This is a genomic window from Methylosinus sp. DMC45 (assembly GCF_056313885.1).
This window is the reverse complement of record NZ_JBQUZK010000033.1, coordinates 246,242-266,070: the sequence shown is the minus strand read 5'-3', so window position 1 is coordinate 266,070 and position 19,829 is coordinate 246,242. Positions and strand designations below refer to the sequence as shown.

Annotated in this window: 22 protein-coding genes; 14 read left to right on the top strand and 8 right to left on the bottom strand. The window is 65.9% G+C overall.

Annotation, left to right across the window (positions count from 1 at the left end):
* Positions 1-309: EF-Tu C-terminal domain-related protein (locus ACT53T_RS08115; RefSeq protein WP_476160827.1), on the top strand; the 309-nt coding region annotated here is incomplete at its 5' end.
* A 91-nt stretch (positions 310-400) separates the two neighbouring features.
* Here ACT53T_RS08115 and ACT53T_RS08110 read toward each other — a convergent pair.
* Complete coding sequence (locus tag ACT53T_RS08110) at positions 401-604, bottom strand: hypothetical protein (protein WP_018265312.1); 204 nt, start codon at positions 602-604, stop codon at positions 401-403.
* A gap of 167 nt (positions 605-771) precedes the next feature.
* Between ACT53T_RS08110 and ACT53T_RS08105 the strand changes: the two genes are divergently transcribed.
* Entirely contained in the window at positions 772-1,548 is a 777-nt protein-coding gene (locus tag ACT53T_RS08105) for a DUF1499 domain-containing protein (RefSeq protein ID WP_026191294.1), read from the top strand.
* A 66-nt stretch (positions 1,549-1,614) separates the two neighbouring features.
* Here the strand turns inward: ACT53T_RS08105 and ACT53T_RS08100 are convergent, their stop codons facing one another.
* The 5 genes from ACT53T_RS08100 to ACT53T_RS08080 are packed head-to-tail and all read right to left on the bottom strand — an operon-like array spanning position 1,615 to position 7,404.
* Positions 1,615-2,541, bottom strand: coding sequence for an MBL fold metallo-hydrolase (locus ACT53T_RS08100; RefSeq protein ID WP_476160826.1), 927 nt, complete (start codon positions 2,539-2,541; stop codon positions 1,615-1,617).
* Positions 2,538-5,960: a DNA polymerase III subunit alpha gene (gene dnaE, locus ACT53T_RS08095; protein ID WP_476160825.1), complete on the bottom strand. Its 3,423-nt coding sequence runs from the start codon at positions 5,958-5,960 to the stop codon at positions 2,538-2,540. The genes ACT53T_RS08100 and dnaE overlap by 4 nt, the downstream gene beginning before the upstream one ends.
* A 53-nt stretch (positions 5,961-6,013) precedes the next feature.
* A complete protein-coding gene (locus ACT53T_RS08090; protein ID WP_476160824.1) occupies positions 6,014-6,841 on the bottom strand; it encodes an RNA methyltransferase in 828 nt (275 codons plus the stop codon).
* A 4-nt stretch (positions 6,842-6,845) separates the two neighbouring features.
* The gene (locus ACT53T_RS08085; RefSeq protein ID WP_476160823.1) at positions 6,846-7,157 is read right to left on the bottom strand and encodes a type II toxin-antitoxin system RelE/ParE family toxin; all 312 of its coding nucleotides are present in this window, start codon (positions 7,155-7,157) and stop codon (positions 6,846-6,848) included.
* 1 nt (position 7,158) lies between these two features.
* Positions 7,159-7,404, bottom strand: coding sequence for a type II toxin-antitoxin system ParD family antitoxin (locus tag ACT53T_RS08080; protein WP_018265318.1), 246 nt, complete (start codon positions 7,402-7,404; stop codon positions 7,159-7,161).
* 245 nt (positions 7,405-7,649) lie between these two features.
* On the opposite strand from ACT53T_RS08080, the gene ACT53T_RS08075 reads away from it, so the two are divergent.
* Positions 7,650-8,870, top strand: a complete 1,221-nt coding sequence (locus ACT53T_RS08075; protein WP_476160822.1) for an NADP-dependent isocitrate dehydrogenase — start codon at positions 7,650-7,652, stop codon at positions 8,868-8,870.
* 80 nt (positions 8,871-8,950) lie between these two features.
* Positions 8,951-9,367, top strand: coding sequence for an RNA polymerase-binding protein DksA (gene dksA, locus ACT53T_RS08070; RefSeq protein ID WP_024880015.1), 417 nt, complete (start codon positions 8,951-8,953; stop codon positions 9,365-9,367).
* Positions 9,368-9,441: 74 nt separating this feature from the next.
* Here the strand turns inward: dksA and ACT53T_RS08065 are convergent, their stop codons facing one another.
* The gene (locus ACT53T_RS08065; protein ID WP_476160821.1) at positions 9,442-10,329 is read right to left on the bottom strand and encodes a hypothetical protein; all 888 of its coding nucleotides are present in this window, start codon (positions 10,327-10,329) and stop codon (positions 9,442-9,444) included.
* Positions 10,330-10,614: 285 nt separating this feature from the next.
* On the opposite strand from ACT53T_RS08065, the gene cckA reads away from it, so the two are divergent.
* The 10 genes from cckA to ACT53T_RS08015 all read left to right on the top strand — a co-directional run bounded on the left by cckA (position 10,615) and on the right by ACT53T_RS08015 (position 19,271).
* Positions 10,615-13,125 (top strand): cell cycle histidine kinase CckA, encoded by a 2,511-nt coding sequence (gene cckA / locus ACT53T_RS08060; RefSeq protein WP_476160820.1) that lies wholly within the window; start codon positions 10,615-10,617, stop codon positions 13,123-13,125.
* A gap of 44 nt (positions 13,126-13,169) precedes the next feature.
* Positions 13,170-13,448 (top strand): type II toxin-antitoxin system RelE/ParE family toxin, encoded by a 279-nt coding sequence (locus tag ACT53T_RS08055; RefSeq protein ID WP_400767729.1) that lies wholly within the window; start codon positions 13,170-13,172, stop codon positions 13,446-13,448.
* 12 nt (positions 13,449-13,460) lie between these two features.
* Positions 13,461-13,751 (top strand): HigA family addiction module antitoxin, encoded by a 291-nt coding sequence (locus ACT53T_RS08050; RefSeq protein WP_018265325.1) that lies wholly within the window; start codon positions 13,461-13,463, stop codon positions 13,749-13,751.
* 63 nt (positions 13,752-13,814) lie between these two features.
* A complete protein-coding gene (gene coaD, locus ACT53T_RS08045) occupies positions 13,815-14,315 on the top strand; it encodes a pantetheine-phosphate adenylyltransferase (protein WP_476160819.1) in 501 nt (166 codons plus the stop codon).
* Positions 14,316-14,342: 27 nt separating this feature from the next.
* Entirely contained in the window at positions 14,343-14,894 is a 552-nt protein-coding gene (locus ACT53T_RS08040; RefSeq protein ID WP_084570398.1) for a peptidylprolyl isomerase, read from the top strand.
* Between the two features lie 85 nt (positions 14,895-14,979).
* On the top strand, positions 14,980-15,426 hold the full coding sequence (locus tag ACT53T_RS08035) for a peptidylprolyl isomerase (protein WP_036287095.1): 447 nt from the start codon (positions 14,980-14,982) through the stop codon (positions 15,424-15,426).
* An 82-nt stretch (positions 15,427-15,508) separates the two neighbouring features.
* A complete protein-coding gene (queA, locus tag ACT53T_RS08030; protein WP_476160818.1) occupies positions 15,509-16,561 on the top strand; it encodes a tRNA preQ1(34) S-adenosylmethionine ribosyltransferase-isomerase QueA in 1,053 nt (350 codons plus the stop codon).
* Positions 16,558-16,902 carry a hypothetical protein gene (locus ACT53T_RS08025; RefSeq protein WP_476160817.1) on the top strand — a complete coding sequence of 115 codons (345 nt, stop codon included), beginning with the start codon at positions 16,558-16,560 and terminating at the stop codon, positions 16,900-16,902. Before queA ends, ACT53T_RS08025 begins: the two co-directional genes overlap by 4 nt.
* A 13-nt stretch (positions 16,903-16,915) precedes the next feature.
* Positions 16,916-18,046, top strand: coding sequence for a tRNA guanosine(34) transglycosylase Tgt (tgt, locus tag ACT53T_RS08020; protein ID WP_036287103.1), 1,131 nt, complete (start codon positions 16,916-16,918; stop codon positions 18,044-18,046).
* A gap of 22 nt (positions 18,047-18,068) precedes the next feature.
* Entirely contained in the window at positions 18,069-19,271 is a 1,203-nt protein-coding gene (locus ACT53T_RS08015) for a DNA methyltransferase (protein ID WP_476160816.1), read from the top strand.
* A 4-nt stretch (positions 19,272-19,275) separates the two neighbouring features.
* Here ACT53T_RS08015 and ACT53T_RS08010 read toward each other — a convergent pair whose 3' ends face one another.
* Positions 19,276-19,773 (bottom strand): GNAT family N-acetyltransferase, encoded by a 498-nt coding sequence (locus ACT53T_RS08010; protein WP_476160815.1) that lies wholly within the window; start codon positions 19,771-19,773, stop codon positions 19,276-19,278.
* Between the last annotated feature and the right edge of the window lie 56 nt (positions 19,774-19,829).

The window sequence follows — 19,829 nt, the reverse complement described above, 5'->3', positions numbered from 1 at the left end:
CTGTCGAAGCCGGGCTCGGTGAAGCCGCACACCAAGTTCAAGGCGGAAGCCTATATTCTGACGAAGGAAGAGGGCGGCCGTCATACGCCGTTCTTCACCAACTATCGTCCGCAGTTCTACTTCCGCACGACGGACGTGACCGGCATTGTGACGCTCCCCGAGGGCGTGGAGATGGTGATGCCGGGCGATAATGTGGCGATGGAGGTGAACCTCATCGTTCCGATCGCCATGGAGGAGAAGCTGCGCTTCGCCATCCGCGAAGGCGGCCGCACGGTTGGAGCAGGCGTGGTCGCTTCGATCATCGAATAAAAAAGCGAGCCGTTAGGGCTCGCTTCGAAAAAAGGGACTGCGAGCCTCGAGGCTCGCGGTCCCAAGTCGGGGAGAAGAGAGTTGCGGGCCGTCAGGCCGCGAGCTGCTCCTCGAGGAGGATCGCCGGCAGGCGCGCGTCCTCGGAGGCCTCGGTCTCGTCCTGGCTCGGATGCATCACCTCGAGCGCCGCGGCGACGGCCGAAATGCCGATCTCGCGATAGAGGCGGGCGAGCAGATCATGCGGACGATCGGCAGATTGCGCTTCGCTGAAATCGGTGGCGACGAGCTTCGACATGGCGGCTACTCTCTACTGAATGGTTGAGCGACGCTCGAGGAATGCGTGCATTTGATTTAAAGTCTCCCTTACCCCGGTAAACTATTCGTAAAATCGCGGAGCCCGCCGCGCATCTTCCGCATGCGGCTGTGGATGAGGCGGGCCGCGATCGATGCTATGATCGCCCCATGCTGCGCCATATCCCAGAAGAGCCCGTCTCCAACGCCGCGGTCTGGTGCCGGCGGCTCGCCGTTTTCTCTCTCCCGGTCGCGGCGATCGCCGTGATCCTCGCGCGCGCCAATGCGGTGGAGCCGCAGGCCTCGCTCGCCGTGCTGGGCGGCGCGATCGTGGTGGCGCTCGTCGCGCTGCTGCTGTTTCTCGCCGCCTGCGTCGTCATCTGGCAGGAGGGCCGGCGCGGGCTGGGCGAGGCGCTCGGCGGCGCTTTTCTCGCCGCGGCGACGCTCGGCTATCCGGCCTATCTCGCGGTCCAGGCCGTGCGCCTGCCCGTGCTCTCGGACGTCTCGACCGACACGGCCGATCCGCCGCGCTTCTCCACCTCGCGCGCGGCGGTGGCGGCGCGCGCCGGCTTCACGCCCGCCGGCTTCGACGCCGACACTGCGGAGCGGCAGAGGGACGGCTATCCCGACATAGAGCCGATCGTCGTCGATCTCGAGCCGGACGAGGCCTATCAGCTGGTGCTGGAGACGGCGCAGAGCCGCGGCTGGCGCGTCATCGACCAGCGCCCGCCCGGCGGCCGCTCCGGCGTCGGCCATCTCGATTTTCTCGACCGCACATTGGTGATGGGCTTTGCCGACGACATCGCCGTGCGGCTGCGTCCGCTGGCCGGCCAGACGCGCATAGACGTGCGCTCCGCCTCGCGCTACGGGCGCCATGATTTCGGCGCCAACGCCAAGCGTATCCGGCAATTCGCCGAGGAGCTGCAGGCGGGGCTGAACGAGAAGTGAGCGAATAGCGAATAGCGAGTAGCGAATAGAGATTAGCGACGGTAGCGTGGTTCTACTCGCTATTCGCTATTCGCTACTCGCTATTCGCTCCCCTCTGAAATACCGCGCTTCCAATGTCGCCGGCCCGTCGCAGCGGGCGAGGCCGCGCTCGATCAAGTCTTCGAGATGCGCGAAGACGGAGAGCGCCGCCGCCCTTTGCAGCCGCGCGTCGAAGCCCTCATAGATGCGCGCGACAATGACGGCGATCGTCTCGTCGCCGGCCTCGAGGCGCTCGAGGATGGCGGCCTCGCGCTGCCGACGATGGTGGAGCAGGGCGCGCAAATAGCGCTGCGGCTCCTTCACCGGCCCGCCATGGGCCGGCCAGTAGAGGCGATCGTCGCGCCAGCGCAGCTTTTCCAGCGAGGCGAAATATTCGCTCATGGAGCCGTCCGGCGGCGCGATGACGGTCGTCGCCCAGCCCATCACATGATCGCCGGTGAAGAGCGTCGCCTCCTCGGCCAGCGCGAAGCAGAGGTGATTGGTCGTATGGCCCGGCGTCGCGACGGCTTCGATCGAGAGGCCGCCGAAGCTCAGCTGGCCGCCATCGGCGAGGAGAAGGTCCGGCGTGTAGCTTTTGTCATGCGAGGCGTCGAGGCCGGGGCCTGTGACCGCGAGATCGGGCGGCGGCGCATAGGGCGCGCAGCCGGCGATGGTCGCGCCGGTCTTCTCCGCCAGAATGCGCGCGGCCGGCGAATGATCGCGATGCGTATGGGTGACGAGCACGTAGCGCAGCCTCTCGCCCGCTACGGCGGCGAGCAGCGCCTCTATGTGCGAAGCATCCGCGGGGCCGGGGTCGATGATCGCCACCTCGCCCTCGCCGATGATGTAGCTGCAAGTGCCCGTATAGGTGAAGGCGCCGGGATTGGGCGCGACAATGCGGCGCGTCAGCCGCGAAACGCGTTGCAGCACGCCCGGCGGAGAGTCGAAGGCAGTGAGAAAATCATCTGAGCTCATTGAAAATTGCGTCCCTTCGGAATGGGCTCGCGCGCCTTGGCCCCGCGCGATTGCTCGAGCAGGCGCAGATCGGCGCTCAGATCCTCGATCTTCTGCGCGATCACATGGACGACGCCGGATTCATTCTGCACGCGCCCCGTGACCGACACCAGCCGCGCGCCGATGACCTCGGGACGCTGCCGCTCGAACAGTTTCGGCCAGACGACGATATTGGCGATTCCGGTCTCGTCCTCGATCGTCATGAAGATCACGCCGCTCGCCGAGCCCGGCCTCTGCCGCACCAGCACGAGGCCGGCGACCGTCACGCGCGCGCCCTCGCGCGCGCCTTGGCCCGTTGCCCCCTCCCTCACCCTCCCCCGCTGCGCGGGAGAGGGGAGCGGCCGGCGTTGCGCGGAATCTCGATGAAGCGTGGAGTCTGCTCCCTCTCCCGCTTGCGGGGGAGGGTTGGGGAGGGGGCCGCCGCCGAGCGCGCCACAGGGCGTGATCCCCTTCGCCTCCAGCCGCCCACGCAGAAACGCCATGGGATGCGCTTTCAGCGACAGCGACAAAAAGCGATAATCCTCCACCACCTCCGCCCCGAGCGGCATGGGCGGAAGGTTCGCGTCCTCCTCCTGCGGCGCGAAGGAGAGCGCGCGCAGCAGGGGGAGCTCGTCCTTATCGCCGGCGCGGTTGAGCGCCTGCACGGCCCAGAGCGCGTCGCGGCGCGGCAGGCCGAGCGAGGCGAAGGCGCCGGCCTCCGCCAAACGCTCCAGCGTCGCCGGCTCGAGCTCGCCGCGCAGCCACAGATCGCGCACGGAATCATAGCCGGCGCCGCGCCGCGCCACGAGGCGCTTCATATCCGCCTCGCGCAGGCCGACGATCTGACGAAAGCCGAGCCGCACGTCATGCGTGGCGCGAATGTCGCCGGCCATGCAGGCGTGGCGCGAATGCAGCGGCGTCGCTTGCGCGCGCCTCTCCAGCGCGCAATCCCAATCGGAGAAATTCACATCCACCTCATGCACGCCGACGCCGTGCTCCTGCGCATCCCGCACGATCTGCGCCGGCGCATAGAAGCCCATGGGCTGCGAATTCAACAAGGCGCAGCAGAACACATCCGGGTAGCGGCATTTGAGCCAGGCGGAGGCGTAGACCAGCAGGGCGAAAGAGGCCGCGTGACTCTCGGGGAAGCCATAGGAGCCGAAGCCTTCGATCTGGCTCCAGCAGCGCTCGGCGAAATCGCGGCTATAGCCGCGCGCCTCCATGCCCGCGAGCATTTTGGCGCGGAAGGTTCCGATCGTGCCGACGCGCTTGAAGGTCGCCATGGCGCGGCGCAGCCTGTCCGCCTCATCGGGCGTGAAGCCGCCGGCGACAATGGCGATGCGCATCGCCTGCTCCTGGAACAAGGGCACGCCGAGCGTCTTGCGCAGCACTTGCTCGAGCTCCGCCGAGGGAAAGGAGATCTCCTCCTTGCCGATGCGACGGCGGAGATATGGGTGCACCATATCGCCCTGAATGGGGCCGGGGCGCACGATCGCAACCTCGATGACGAGATCGTAGAACTCGCGCGGCTGCAGACGCGGCAGCATGGACATTTGCGCGCGGCTTTCGATCTGGAAAACGCCGATCGTGTCGGCGCGCGAGATCATGTCATAGACGCTCGCTTCTTCCGGCGGGATCGACGACAGACGATGCGCGACGCCATAGCGCTCGGCCAGCAGGGCGAGGCCCTTGCGCAGGCAGGTGAGCATTCCGAGCGCCAGCACGTCGATCTTCAATATGCGTAGAGCGTCGAGATCGTCCTTGTCCCATTCGATCGTCGTGCGGCCTTCCATGGCGGCGGGCGCGAGCGGGACAATCTCGTCCAGCCGATCGCGCGTGATGACGAAGCCGCCCGTATGCTGTGACAGATGACGCGGAAAGCCGGTCAGCTCGCGCGTCAGCTCGAGGGCTTTCGCGAGGCGCGGCTCGCGCTCACCCTCCCCTTTAGGGGGAGGGGCGGCCGGCGATAGCCGGACGGGGTGGGGTTCAACGGCAAAGACTCGGGGCGTCGTCACCCCCTCCCGATCGCCTTCCGCGCTCGACCTCCCCCCTCGAGGGGGAGGTGGGGACGCCTCTCCTTGCACCGTTCCTCCCCACACATTGTTCGAGAGCCGCGAGACGACATCGGCGGAAAGGCCGAAAGCCTTGCCGACCTCGCGAATGGCCGAGCGCGAGCGATAGGAGACCACCGTCGCCGTGAGGCCGGCGCGCTCGCGGCCGTAGCGCGCGTAGATATATTGCATCACCTCTTCGCGCCGCTCATGCTCGAAATCGACGTCGATATCGGGCGGCTCGTTGCGCGCGGCGGAGACGAAGCGCTCGAAGAGGAGATCATGCTTGGTCGGATCGACCTCGGTGACGCCGAGACAGAAGCAGACGACGGAATTGGCGGCCGAGCCGCGCCCCTGCGCGAGAATTTCCTTTGCGCGCGCGAAACGCACAATGTCGTGCACGGTGAGGAAATAGGCCGCGTAGCCGAGCTCGGCGATCAGCTGCAGCTCATGGCGCAGCAGCGCCTCGACCTTTTCGGGAACGCCTTGCGGATAGCGCGTCCGCGCGCCCTCCTGTGCGTAATGTTCGAGCGCCTCCTGCTCGCTGGAAAAGCCTTCGCGCAGCTCGCTCGGATAATTATGCGCGAGCGCGTCGAGGCTGAAGGAGAGGCCTTCTAGAAAGCGCGCTGTCTCCTCGAGCGCCTGCGGCGTTCGGGCGAAAAGCCGCGCCATTTCCGCGCCGCTTTTCAGCGCGCGCTCGGCGTTGGCGGAGAGGAGATAGCCGGCGTCGTCGAGCGTCGTCTTCTCGCGCACGCAGGCGAGAACGTCGGCGAGCGGGCGCCGCTCGGGGACATGCATATTCGCCTCATTCACAGCGATGAGCGGAAGGCCCGTCTCTCGCGAGAGCGCGATGCGGCGGGCCAGCGCGGCGCGCATGTCGACGCCATAGAGCGCGGTCGCCGCCAGCCACAGCCGCTCCTCGGCTGCCGCGAGCAGGGCGGGGGGAAGCGCCGCGCCCTCCATCGCGATGAGCTGCTGGCCTTCGGAAAATTCCAGGAGATCGTCGAGGAAGAGGCGGCACGCGCCCTTCTGCGCGCGCATATTGCCACGCGTCAGCAGCCGGCAGAGACGCCCGTAAGCGGCGCGATCCTTCGGATAGCAGAGAATATCCGGCGTCTCGTCGGCGAAGACGAGACGCGCGCCAATGGCGAGGCGAAAGCCCGGCGCTTCGCTCGCATGCTCGCGCAGATAGGAATGAGCGCGCACGACGCCGGCGAGCGAATTGCGATCGGCCACGCCAATGCCGACATGGCCGAGCGCCATGGCCTGCGCGACCATCTCCTCGGGATGCGAGGCGCCGCGCAGGAAGGAGAAATTGGTCGCAGTCGCGAGCTCGGCGTAGCGGGACATATAGGGATCATATCAGCAACCGATGCGCGCCGCTCCTTCTCCCGCGCGCCGGTTCAGCTCTGCTCGTCTTTCTTGCGCCGCCCCGCCTTCTTCGGTTCGCGCCGCGGGCCTTCCACCAGCCGCACCACCACGCCCCAGAGCGTGCGCACATCCTGCTCGGTCATGTTCATGCGATGAAACATGTTGCGCAGATTGCGCGACATCACCGGCTTCTTCGTCTCGGGCCGGAAGAACTGCCGCTCGTCGAGATGCTTCTCCAGATAGTCGAAGAAGGCGAGCGTCATCTCGCGGGTGGCGGGAGGCGAGCGCTCGATGACGTCGAAGGGCAGCGTCTCGCCATGGGCGTAGCGGAACCATTCATAGCCGGTGAGCAGCACAGCTTGCGCCAGATTGAGCGAGGCATAGGCGGGATTGACCGGAAAGGTCAGGATCGAATCGGCGAGCGCGACATCGTCATTGTCGAGGCCGGTGCGCTCCGGGCCGAACATCACGCCATGGCGCTCGCCCGATTTGATGCGCAGGACGGTATCGGACATTGCAGTCGCGGGCGTCACCACGGGCTTCACTTGGCCGCGCCCGCGCGCCGTCGCCGCATAGACGAAGGAGAGATCGGCGATCGCCTCGCGCACGCTCTCATAGAGCTTCGCCGAATCGAGCAGATGCGCGGCGCCGGCGGCGGCGGCGTAAGAGGCGTCGCGATAGACGGGATCGCGCGTCGGCCAGCCCTCGCGCGGCGCGACGAGCCGCAGATCGGAGAGGCCGAAATTGGCCATGGCGCGCGCGCACATGCCGATATTGACCGCGAGCTGCGGCCGCACGAGCACAATGGTCGGCCCGCCCTCGAGGCTTTGCTTGGTGTGGTCGGTTCCGGCGCCGGTCACGGGATCAATGCTCGGTCTCGCCCATCACGGCGTCGGCGTCCCGCCGTGAGTGCACGATGTCGATGATATCGAGCCTGTCGTCGCTATAGCGCATAAAGATCACGAAACCTCGGAAAGGAAAGCTGCGCAGGCCGGGCGCGAGATCGTCGCGAGGCCAGCCGAGAATGGCGGGCAGTTCCGCGAGCTTCACGCATTTGTCCCGAATGCGCCGCACGATCGGCGAAGCGAGCGCTTCCGCACCCATTTCGATTGTCAGATATTCGAGAAGATCGCCGAGGCTTCGTCGCGCCGCGCTCGAATAGACGAGTCGGCGCAAATCAATATCCTCGCGCTTTCAGTTCCTGGGCTCTCTTATCGAGATAAGCGGCCACCTCTTCGTCGCTGTGCTCGCCCCCTTCGGCCAGCGACGCCTCTATCGTCTCGCGCAGCGCCTTTAGTTTGGCTTCGCGCTCCTCGACGAGGCGCAGGCCCTCGCGCATCACCTCGGTCGCCGAAGCGTAGCGGCCCTGCTTGACGAGGGAATCGATGAACTCTTCCCAATGCTTGCCGACGGATACGTTCATGGGCGCCTCCTTGAGGCTTTATAGCACGATATGCGCATATCGTGCTATTGGAAGCGTTGGTCGAATTTCTCTCGGCGAGCGCGCCGTGAGCGTCGGCGCCTGAACATTCGGCAGCCGTCGATCAAAATCGCCTTTCAGAAAAGCGCGAACGCCACTGCGCGACGCAGATTTGCCTATGGCGCCTGCTTTGCCTTGCGGCGAGCGCGCGCTATAAGGCCGGCGGCTCACGCGGAGAGAGGCATTTCATGAGCAAGATCAAGGTCGCGAATCCGGTCGTCGAGCTCGACGGCGACGAGATGACCCGGATCATCTGGGCCTATATCAAGGACAAGCTCATCCATCCTTACCTCGATCTCGAGCTGCTCTATTACGATCTCTCCATTCAGAACCGCGACGCCACCAATGATCAGGTGACGATCGACGCCGCCGAGGCGATCAAGACGCATGGCGTCGGCGTCAAATGCGCCACCATCACGCCGGACGAAGCCCGCGTGCAGGAATTCGGCCTGAAGGAGATGTGGAAGTCGCCCAATGGCACGATCCGCAATATTCTGGGCGGCGTCATCTTCCGCGAGCCGATCATCGCCAAGAACGTCCCGCGCCTCGTGCCCGGCTGGACGCAGCCGATCGTCATCGGCCGCCACGCCTTCGGCGATCAATATCGCGCCGTCGATTTCCGCACGCCCGGCAAGGGCCGGCTCACGATGAAGTTCGAGGGCGACGATGGGACGGTGATCGAGAAGGAAGTCTTCCGTTTCCCCGGCGCCGGCGTCGCAATGGCGATGTACAATCTCGACGAGTCGATCCGCGAGTTCGCGCGCGCCTCGATGAATTATGCGCTGAACCGCAAATTCCCGCTCTATCTCTCGACCAAGAACACGATTTTGAAAGCCTATGACGGGCGCTTCAAGGATCTGTTCCAGGAAGTCTTCGACGCCGAGTTCAAAACGCAATTCCAGGCGCAGGGCCTCACCTATGAGCATCGCCTCATCGACGATATGGTCGCCTCGGCGCTGAAATGGTCCGGCGGCTATGTGTGGGCCTGCAAGAATTACGACGGCGACGTGCAGTCGGACACGGTGGCGCAGGGCTTCGGCTCGCTCGGCCTGATGACCAGCGTTCTGATGACGCCCGACGGCAAGACCGTCGAGGCGGAGGCCGCGCATGGCACGGTGACGCGCCATTATCGCGAGCATCAGAAGGGTCACGAGACATCGACCAATTCCATCGCCTCCATCTTCGCCTGGACGCGCGCGCTCGCGCATCGCGCCAAGCTCGACGGCAATGAGGCGCTGGCGCGCTTCGCGCTGACGCTCGAGCAGGTCTGCGTCTCGACCGTGGAGCAGGGCTTCATGACCAAGGATCTGGCGCTGCTCGTCGGCCATAATCAGAAATGGCTGTCGACCACCGGCTTCCTCGACAAGATCGATTCCAATCTCGCAGCCGCGCTTTCGCTCGGTAAATGAGCGCGCGACGAAGTGATTGTGCAACCCGAGCGGCGCGGCTATATAGACGCCGCGTTCAGGCTTAGGGAGGATTCGCGGCAATGGCGGTGGATCTAGACGCGAGCTACAGACCGTCCGAGCAAGAAGATTTCATGAACGATCGGCAGCGCGAGTATTTTCGGCGCAAGCTGCTCGCGTGGAAGGACGAGATACTGCAGGAGAGCCGCGACACGCTCGCCACTCTGCAGAGCGAGAACGAGAACCACCCCGACCTCGCCGACCGCGCCTCCTCGGAGACCGATCGGGCGATAGAGTTGCGCGCTCGCGACCGGCAGCGCAAGCTGATCTCCAAAATCGACGCCGCTCTGGCGCGGCTCGAGGACGGCACCTATGGCTATTGCGAGGAGACGGGCGAGCCGATTTCGCTGAAGCGTCTCGACGCGAGGCCGATCGCCACTCTGTCGATCGAGGCGCAGGAGCGGCATGAGCGCCGCGAGCGCGTCTATCGGGACGACTGACGGCTTTCTCTTCTTTTTCGGTCAGCAGCAAAACAAAGCGCCCGCGGAAAATCTCCGCGGGCGCTGTTTTATTTTCAGGGCTTGGATTCCGGCCGGCCCAGCAGACGGGCCATTTCGGCCTCCAGCGAGTCGAGCGGATCGACGGGCGCGGGCGGCGGCGCGGGCTCCTCCGGCGCGGGCGGCGGCGGCTCGGCAGTCACGGGCTCCGGCGGCGGCGGCTCGGGCGCAGGCTGATGCGGCGGCTCCTCGGGCTGGGGCGGAGGCGGGACCTCTGCGGCCGGCGGCGGGACCGGCGGCTTGGCCGTGCGCGCCAGGAAGGGCGGCGGAGCCGGCCGTGGCGGGCGCGGCGTCGGGGTGAAAGGCGGGCGCTGCGGTGTGAATCGCGGCGTGCCGGCGCGGGCGGGAGCCTCGGGCGCAGGCGGCGGAGCGGGCTTGGAGGGCGGCGGGCCGAACAAATCCGGCGGCAGCGGCGCGAGGCCGGGCGGCGGCGCCTGCTCGATTGGCGGCGGCTTGGGAGCCTCGCTCTCCACGGGCGGGGCGGCCGGGCCGAGCGTCGGCGGCAGAGACTGCGCCGGCGCAGGGGCGGGAGCCGGCGCCTGCGGCGCGGCGGAAGGGCCGAGCGGCCAGCCGGGGCCGGCGGAGGGCGCCTCCTTGTCGCGCGGACGCTGCTCGCGAGCCTCGACCCGGCTGATCGACGCCTCGACCAAGAGATCGTTCGGCCCGCCGATGAGCAGGAGATGCTCGACATTGTCGCGGCGCACGATGACGAGCTGCCGGTCGCCGTCGACATCGAAAGTATCGACGATATCGAGCCGGCGCGGCCGGTTGCGCGGCCCTGGAGCCTTGATGCGTCGTCCGAACAAGAGCCGGTAGATATAGACGAGCAGCAGCGCCGCGAACAGGAACGCGACAATTGCGGCGAGTATCGGCAGGAGCTGCGACTGTGTGATGCTGGACGGCATGAATCGATTTTTCTTTCGTCGTGACGCGGCGCGAGAATGCAGTCTATCAGCGTTGGACGCAAGCGCGCCTCAAAGGTTAAGCAATGGTTAATAGTGCATTCTTCGCGATTCGCGCTTGCGGAAAATGCGCAAGGACATTGCCATGCGCCCCGGCCGGGGCCATTGTTCCGCCTGATTCTGCCTGCGCCGCAGCGTTTGTGGGCGCAGGAGCCCTTCCGACGGCGAGACACGGCCCGAGACGCGGCCAATGAGGCGGCCCATGCAACGATTCACGAGACCATTCCCGTGACCGACCGGACGGCGCCGCCCGCCTATGACCGCACCGAACGTCCCGGCAATGTCGGCCTGGTCCTCGCGCTCGCCATCGCCCTGGTGGGCTCGATCGTCGTGGCCTCGCTGCTGCCGGCGCCGGTCGCGCCCAAATTCGCCGTAGGCCTATTGGCGCTGCTGGCCGTCGCCGGCGTTTTCTGCGCCTTCGCCTATGCCGTTGGATTTTTGCGCTTTCCAGGCCGCTCCGCGCGGCTCGACATCGCCCGCCAGATCGCCGATTCCTTCTCCGAGGGGCTGCTCGTCACCGAGGGCGACACGCAGATCGTCTACGCCAATGACGCCTATCTCGAGCTGTGCGGCTCGCGCGATCCGGCCGGGCTGCTGACCGTCGAGCGGCTGTTCTCCGGGCCGGCGGAAGTCTCGGAAGCGATCTATCGCCTCGCCCAGGCGGCCCGCGCCAGGCGCGCCCATGTCGAGGATGTGCGACTCGTTCCGCCGCTGACCGGGGACGCCGAGGTCGGCTGGTATCGCATTCGCGTGCGTCCGCTCGAGCGCGACGGCGTGCGCCACACGAATCTGTGGACAGTCGTCGACGCCACCGCCGATCGCCAGCGACAGGAGAATGTCTTCCAGGAGCTCCAGCATGCGATCGACTTCCTCGACCATGCGCCGGCGGGCTTTTTCTCGGCCGGCCCGGACGGGGCGATCTCCTATATGAACAAGACGCTGGCAGGCTGGCTCGGCTATGACCTCACCCAGGTCGGCTCGGGCGGCGTCTCGCTCGCCGACATCGTCGCCAATAATGGCTCGACTCTGCTCACCGCCATCACCGGCGGCTCGGGCGAGGTGCGCACCGCGCAGATCGACCTCGATCTGAAGCGCCGCAACGGCCGCTCTCTGCCGGTGCGGCTGCTGCATCGCGTCGCCTTCGGCCAGGACGGCGCGCCGGGCGCCTCGCGGACCTTGGTGCTCAATCGCACCGCCGGCGAGGAGCCGGAGGAGGATTTGCGCGCCGCCGAGGTGCGTTTCGCGCGCTTCTTCAATTCGACGCCCATGGCCATCGCCGCCATCGATCCCGACGGCAAGGTAACGCGCTCCAACGCCGCCTTCGCCAAGCTGCTGCCGCAGGCGCTGAAGGGCGCCGCCGCCTGGCCGGTGCTGGCCAGCGTCGTCGAGCGCGACCGCGCCGCGCTGAAGGAGGCGATCGCCGCCGCTCTGGACAATCGCGGCGACGTGCCGCCCATCGACGCCGCGCTGCAGGAGGAGGACGGACTGCCGACGCGCTCGGCGCGCTTCTTCGTCGCGCCGTCGGAGGACGCCGGCAAAAAGGGCGCGACCATTTACGCGCTCGACACCACAGAGCATCGCAAGCTGCAGGAGGGCTTCGCCCAATCGCAGAAAATGCAGGCGGTCGGCCAGCTCGCCGGCGGCGTGGCGCATGATTTCAACAATATGCTCACCGCCATCATCGGCTATTCGGACCTGCTGCTCGCCAATCACCGGCCGACCGATCCGTCCTTCCAGGACATTATCCAGATCAAGCAGACGGCCAATCGCGCCGCCGGCCTCACCCGGCAGCTGCTCGCCTTCTCGCGCCGCCAGACCTTGCGCCCGCAGGTGCTGCAGCTCGGCGACGTGCTGTCGGAGCTGCAATTGCTGCTGCGCCGTCTCGTCGGTGAGAAGGTCGAGGTCGATCTCAAGCATGGCCGCGATCTGTGGTTCGTGAAGGCCGACATCAATCAATTCGAGCAGGTCGTCATCAATCTGGTGGTGAACGCCCGCGACGCCATGCCGGAATCGGGCGGGCGCATCCAGCTGCGCACGCGCAATGTCGCCGCGGGCGAATGCGCCGCCTTCGGCGAGGCTTCGCTGACGCCGGCCGAATATGTGCTGATCGAGGTCGAGGACAATGGCGCCGGCATAGCGCCGGATGTGATGGCCAAGATTTTCGAGCCCTTCTTCACCACCAAGGAGGTCGGCAAAGGCACAGGCCTCGGCTTGTCGATGGTGTTCGGCATCGTCAAGCAGTCGGGCGGCTTCGTTTTCCCGGCCAGCGAGCTCGGACGCGGAACGGTGTTTCGCATCTTCCTGCCGCGCCATGTGCCGGAGGTCGGCGAGGTCGCCGCCAAGCCCGAGGCCGCCAAGCCCGCCGCCGATTACACGGGGCAAGGCACGATCCTGCTGGTGGAGGACGAGGACGCCGTCCGCGCTTTCGCGGCGCGCGCGCTGGGCTCGCGCGGTTATAAGGTGATGGAGGCCGCCTCCGGCCTCGAGGCGCTGGAAGTGGTGGAGCGCGAGGGCCAGCGCATCGATCTCATCGTCTCCGACGTGGTGATGCCGGAAATGGACGGCCCCGCCATGTTCGCGGAATTGCGCAAGCGCGGCGTCACGGCGAAGGTGGTGTTCGTCTCGGGCTACGCGGAGGAGGCTTTCGCGAAAAATCTGCCCGAGGGCGATTTCGGCTTTCTGCCCAAGCCCTTCAGCCTGAAGCAGCTGATCGAGACGGTGAAGGCGAGCCTGGGGTGAGCTGACAAATGTAAATCGATGCTTTACAATGGCGGCGGGATCGAGTGATCGCGAGCTTTCGGCACAAGGGTCTGAAGCGGCTGTTCGAGCAGGACGATCCAAAGGGCGTCAGCGCTGACCAGCTGCGCAAGATCAAGCAGATCCTCGCTCTGCTGGACATTGCCGAAGTTCCGGCCGACATGGATTTGGCGACTTTTCGGCTGCATGCGCTCAAAGGCGAGCGGCATGGCTTCTGGTCGATCACGGTTCGCGCGAATTGGCGGATCGTTTTTCGTTTGGAAAAGGGAGAGGTCTCAGATGTCGACCTCGTCGACTATCACTGAGCGAGGCTGATCATGGCGATGAAAAACCCTCCTCATCCGGGGCAGACCATCGGAGACAGCATCGAGGAAATGGGCGTTTCTGTGAGCGAGGCGGCAAAAGCTCTCGGCGTCACCCGGCAACAGCTGCATAACGTCATAGCCGGGCGATCGGCGATAACGCCCGAGATGGCGTTCCGCCTGGAGGCGGCGCTCGGAAGCACGGCCGATGCTTGGCTTCGTCTGCAGGCGAACCATGACCTCTCGCTGGTGCGCGCTAGAGCCGGGTCGATCAAGGTCGAACGGCTCTTCCCAAAATCCGCATGACGTCAGAAGGACGATGAGCGCTCACGCCCTGACGACGCCCAGAAAATCGCCTATATCCGCGCCATGACCCGCACCGCCCTCTACACCGGCTCCTTCGATCCGCTGACACTCGGCCATTTGGATGTGATCCGGGCCGGGGCGAGCCTCTGCGACCGGCTCGTCATCGCCATAGGCGCGCATCCGGGCAAGACGCCTCTGATCCCGCTCGATGAGCGCGTCGCGCTCATCGAAGCCGTTTGCGCCGGGCTCGCGGAGGCGGCGTCCTGCCGTTTCGAGGTGGTCTCCTTCGCCGGGCTCGCGGTGGAGGCGGCGCGCGAGCATGGCGCCGGGCTGATCCTGCGCGGATTGCGCGACGGCTCCGATTTCGACTATGAAATGCAGATGGCGGGGATGAATCTCGCCATGGCGCCGGAGATCAGGACCATTTTTCACCCTTCGTCTCCAGCGGTCCGGCACATAACCGCGACGCTCGTGCGGCAGATCGCCTCGCTCGGAGGCGATGTCACGGCCTTTGTTCCGCCAGAGTCGGCGGAGGCTCTGCGCCGCGCGCTCTCCAGACGCTGACAGAAAACAACGCAAAGGGAGGCTCGATTGCCTATCGATCGCCGCAGCTTCACGCTCGCCGCTCTCGCCGCCGCTTCCGCCTGCGCAGCCCGCGCCGAGGATGCGCCCGAGCATACGCTCTATCTCGACACCAAGGACGGCCGCATCGTCATCAAGCTGCGCGCCGACATAGCGCCCAAGCATGTGGCGCAGATCGAGACCTTGGCCAAGCGTCATTTCTACGACGGAATCGTCTTCCACCGCGTCATCGACGGCTTCATGGCCCAGACCGGCGATCCGACCGGCACGGGCATGGGCAAGTCCGACCTGCCGAACATCCCCGCCGAATTCTCCAAGGAGAAATTCGTGCGCGGCACTCTGGGCATGGCGCGCAGCCAGAACCCGGACTCGGCCAATTCGCAATTCTTTATCTGCCTCGCGCCGGCGCGCTATCTCGAGGAGCAATATACGGTGATCGGCGAGGTCGTCTCCGGCATGGATGTCGTCGACAAGATCAAGAAGGGCGACAAGGCCGACAATGGCAAGGTGACGAGCCCGGACAAGATCATCAAGCTGCGCCTCGCCGGCGACAATAGCTGATCGCGTGCTTCTGGCGCTGCGATCCGAGCGCTACGGCCCTCGGATTGCTTCGCGGGGCGAAAATGCAAAACCGACAGGAGTGGACATGTCCGAAAATCTGAAGCTCGAGACGACGCAGGGCGACGTTCTGATCAAGCTGCGTCCCGATCTCGCGCCCAACCACGTGGCGCATATCAAGAAGCTCGTCTCCGAAGGCTTCTATGACGGGATCGTGTTCCACCGCGTCATCGACGGATTCATGGCGCAGACCGGCTGTCCGCATGGCACCGGCACCGGCGGCTCGAAATATCCCGATCTGAAGCAGGAGTTCAACGCCGAGCCGCATGTGCGCGGCACCTGCTCCATGGCGCGCGCGCAGAACCCCGATTCCGCCAATTCGCAATTCTTCATCTGCTTCGACGACGCCCGCTTCCTCGACAAGAAGTATACGGTGTGGGGAGAGGTGATCTCCGGCATGGAGAATGTCGACAAGATCAAGCGCGGCGAGCCGGTGAAGGACCCGGACAAGATCGTCAAGGCCTCGCTGGTCTGAGTCTGCTGCCTTTGCGAGCGCGCGCTTCCTTCTCCCGCTCGCGGAAGAAGGAGTCGCGCACGCAGGCTTCGCAAAAACACCCATGCGCGTCGATCTCTTCGATTTCGAGCTTCCGCGAGACCGGATCGCGCTGCGTCCCGCCGAGCCGCGCGACAGCGCGCATCTGCTCGTCGCGCCGCTGGACGGCGACTTTCTAGACCGCTCCATTCGCGATCTGCCGGACTTCCTCGCGCCCGGCGACGCGCTCGTCGTCAATGACACGCGCGTCATTCACGCGCGCCTCTCCGGCTTTCGCGCGCGCGGCGAAACGCGCGCCCATATTGAGGCGACGCTCATAGAACGCGTCGCGGCCGATCGTTGGCGCGCGCTGGTCAAGCCTGCGAAGAAGCTCGCTATCGGCGAGACCGTGCGCTTCGGCGCGGATGGCGCGTTCGCGGCGACAGCGCTCGAGAAGGGCGAGAATGGCGAGATATTGCTCGGCTTCGCGCTCGCGGGCGCCGCGCTGGACGAAGCCGTGGAGGCCGCCGGCGTCATGCCGCTGCCGCCCTATATCGCCGGCCAACGCGCCGCCGACGCGCGCGACGAGAGCGACTATCAAACCCTGTTCGCCGCCAACGCCGGCGCCGTCGCCGCGCCGACCGCGGGCCTGCATTTCACGCCGCGCCTCGTCGAGGCGCTGCAGGCGAAGGGCGTCGCGCTGCATCGCGTGACGCTGCATGTCGGCGCCGGCACCTTTCTTCCGGTGAAGGTCGAGGATACGGCCGAGCATAAGATGCATTCCGAATGGGGCCGCGTCGACGCCGCCACCGCGCGCGCATTGAACGAGACGCGCGCGCGGGGAGGGCGCATTGTCGCTGTGGGAACGACCGCATTGCGCGTGCTGGAGAGCGCTGCGCGCGAGGACGGAACGCTCGCGGAATTCGCGAGCGATACGGCGATCTTCATCACGCCCGGCTATCGCTTCCGCGCCGTCGACGCGCTGCTCACCAATTTCCATTTGCCGCGCTCGACCTTGTTCATGCTGATCTGCGCCTTCGCCGGCCTCGAGCGCATGCGAGAGGCCTACGCCCATGCGATCGCTTGCGGCTATCGCTTCTATTCCTACGGCGACGCTTGCCTGCTGCTGCGCAAATGAGCGAGCCGGCTTTCCTTGATGTGCGCGTGCTGGCGCTCTGGCGCGACGATCGCACCGAATGTCCCCTGACGCTCGATCTGCGCATAGACGCCGACAGCCGCCGCGTGATCTCGCATTGGGAGACATTCGGCGCCTGCGATCTTTCCGGCGGCAAATGTCGGCCTTTCGTGCTGCGGCGCGACGGCGCATTGGATTTCGGCATGGGCGCGGCGGAAGCGTGGCGCACCGATCTGCGCAGCGCCGTCATCAAGGTCGGCGAGCGCTTCACCATGCATTGGAACGAGCGCGATTTCGGTGTTTATGAGATCGTCAAAGTGGCGTCTCTCGGCGCCAAGAGCTGAGTGAGAGAGACGCATGACCGAGCAATTTTCTTTTCGGCTGCTGGCGAAGGACGGCGCGGCGCGGCGCGGCCTCGTCTCGACGCCGCGCGGTGACATACGCACGCCGGCCTTCATGCCCGTCGGCACGGCGGCGACGGTCAAGGCGATGTTTCCGCAGGATGTGCGCGCGACCGGCGCCGATATCGTGCTCGGCAATGTCTATCATCTGATGCTACGCCCCGGCGCGGAGCGCGTCGCCGCGCTCGGCGGCCTGCATAAATTCATGAATTGGCCGCACCCGATCCTCACCGATTCCGGCGGCTTTCAAGTGATGTCGCTCTCCAAGCTGCGCAAGCTGAACGAGGAGGGCGTCGCCTTCCAATCCCATATCGACGGCTCGCGCCACATGCTGACGCCCGAGCGCTCTATGGAGATTCAGCGCCTGCTCGACTCCGACATTCATATGCAATTCGACGAATGCGTGCGCCTGCCTTGCACGGATGCGGAGGCCGAGCGCGCCATGCGCCTGTCGCTGCGCTGGGCGGAGCGCTCGCGCAAGGCGTTCGGCGACGCCAGAGGCAAGGCGCTGTTCGGCATTGTGCAGGGTGGCGCCTCGCCGCCGCTGCGCATAGAGAGCGCGAAGGCGCTGGCCGCCATGGATTTCCACGGCCTCGCCATAGGCGGCCTCGCGGTCGGCGAGCCGCAGGATGTGATGCTGGCGATGCTCGACATCGTCATCCCGCATCTGCCGGAGGAGAAGCCGCGCTATCTCATGGGCGTCGGCACGCCGGATGATATCGTGCAATCCGTGCTGCGCGGCGTCGATATGTTCGATTGCGTGATGCCGACGCGCGCCGGGCGCCATGGCCTCGCCTACACGCGCTTCGGCCGCGTAAATCTTCGTAATGCGCGTCATGCCGACGACGCCGCGCCGCTCGACGAAGGCGCCGCCTGCGCCTCGGCGCGCGATTATTCCCGCGCCTATCTGCATCATCTCGTCAAGGCGCAAGAAATCCTCGGCATGATGCTGCTGACCGAGATCAATGTCGCCTATTATCAGGAGCTGATGGCGGGCCTGCGCGAGGCGATAGAGCAGGGGCGTCTCGCCGATTTCATTGCGCAGACGAAGGAAGGCTGGGCGCGCGGAGAAGCGAAGGCGCTATAGTCGGCGTGAACAAGGGTGATTCATGCCCCAAGCGCTCGCTCGCAATCTCGCCTGCTCGACTGATACTCTTCAAGCAGAGCTGCTCGCCTTCGACGCTTTCGGCGCGCCGACGCGGCGGATAGAGGAGGAAGGCCTCCTCTATCTCGTCAATGAATTCTGGACCTCGGCGCAGCGGCAGGCGCATTCGCTCCACGAGATTAGCTATCGTGCCTGCTTCAAGCCGCAGCTGCCGGGCTTTTTCATCTCGCGCCTCACCGCGCCGGGAGACGCGGTGCTCGATCCCTTCATGGGCCGCGGCACGACGCCGCTCGAGGCGGCGCTACAGGGGCGGCGACCCATGGGCGCGGATATCAATCCGCTCTCCATTCTGCTGACGCGCCCGCGTCTGTCGCCTCCGCCACTCGCGGCCATAGAGAAACGCCTCGCCGAAATCCCTTGGGAGCAAGGCGAGATCGAGCGAAGCGATCTTCTCGTCTTCTATCATCCCGAGACATTGCGTCGCCTCTGCGCGCTGCGCCGCCATTTGCTCGAGCGTGACACGGATGAGGTCGACGATTGGATTCGCATGGTCGCGATCAATCGCTTGACCGGCCACTCGCCTGGTTTTTTCTCGGTCTATTCGTTGCCGCCGAACCAGGCGGTTTCCATCGAGGCGCAGGCCAAGATCAACGCCAAGCGCGAGCAGACGCCGCCCTTGCGCGACGTGGCGACGCTGATCCTGCGCAAATCGCGCGCGCTGCTCGCCGATGGCGCGCCGCCGCCGCATCCGCCCGCCGTGCTCGCCACCAGCGAAGCCTGGCGCGCGCCCTATGCCGGCGAGGCGGAAGTCCAGCTCGTCGTCACCTCGCCGCCCTTTCTGGATGTCGTGCAATATGCGAGCGACAATTGGCTGCGCAATTGGTTCGCCGGCGTCGATACGGATACGGTGCGCATTTCCGCGCATCGCAGCGAGGCGGAATGGGAGCGGATGGTGCGCGCCTGCCTCACGGAATTCGCGCGCATCGTCGCGCCCGGCGGGCATGTCGCCTTCGAGGTCGGCGAGGTGCGCGGCGGAAAGGTCCTGCTGGAGCGGCTGGTCTGGCGCGCGGCGGAGGGCTTGCCTTTCGAGCGGCTCTTTGTGCTGGTCAACAGCCAGAGCTTCACCAAGACCAGCAATTGCTGGGGCGTCGGCAATAACGCCAAGGGCACCAACACGAACCGCGTGGTGACGCTGAGGCGGATTTAGCGTCTCAGCCGACCAGCGCGAATGATGGATGATAATCGACAGCGCCGCTCGGGATTGGCGCTGCAAATGGCAGGGCCATGAAAAGCTCCGGCGGACCTCCCGCGAAGCGAAGTCCGGCATGGGACCGGAATCCGAAGCGGCCATAATATTTCGGCTCTCCGAAGACGACGCATCCGGCGGCGCGGGCCGCGCGGAGCCGCGCCAGACCGGCGTCGATAAGCATGGCGCCGACGCCCTGGCGCCGATGCTCTGACAGCACAGCGACCGGTCCGAGGCCGAACCAGCCGAGCACAGCCCCGTCGATCGTGACAGGCGAGATGGCGACATGGCCGACGATGAATTCGGCCTCGGCGACGAGCGAGATGGTCAGAGCGCCGGCCTCGCGCAGCGCGTCGACGAGCTCTCCCTCCCGCCCCTTGCTGAATGGATGGTCTCGGAAGGCGGCGCTGTGCACGTCGCGCACCGCGACGCGATCTGCTGCGCTCTCGTCTCGAATGAGCATGTGCGACGCCTTTGATCGGGCCGGCCCCTGGGCTAATACTGTCGGCATGCCGCGCC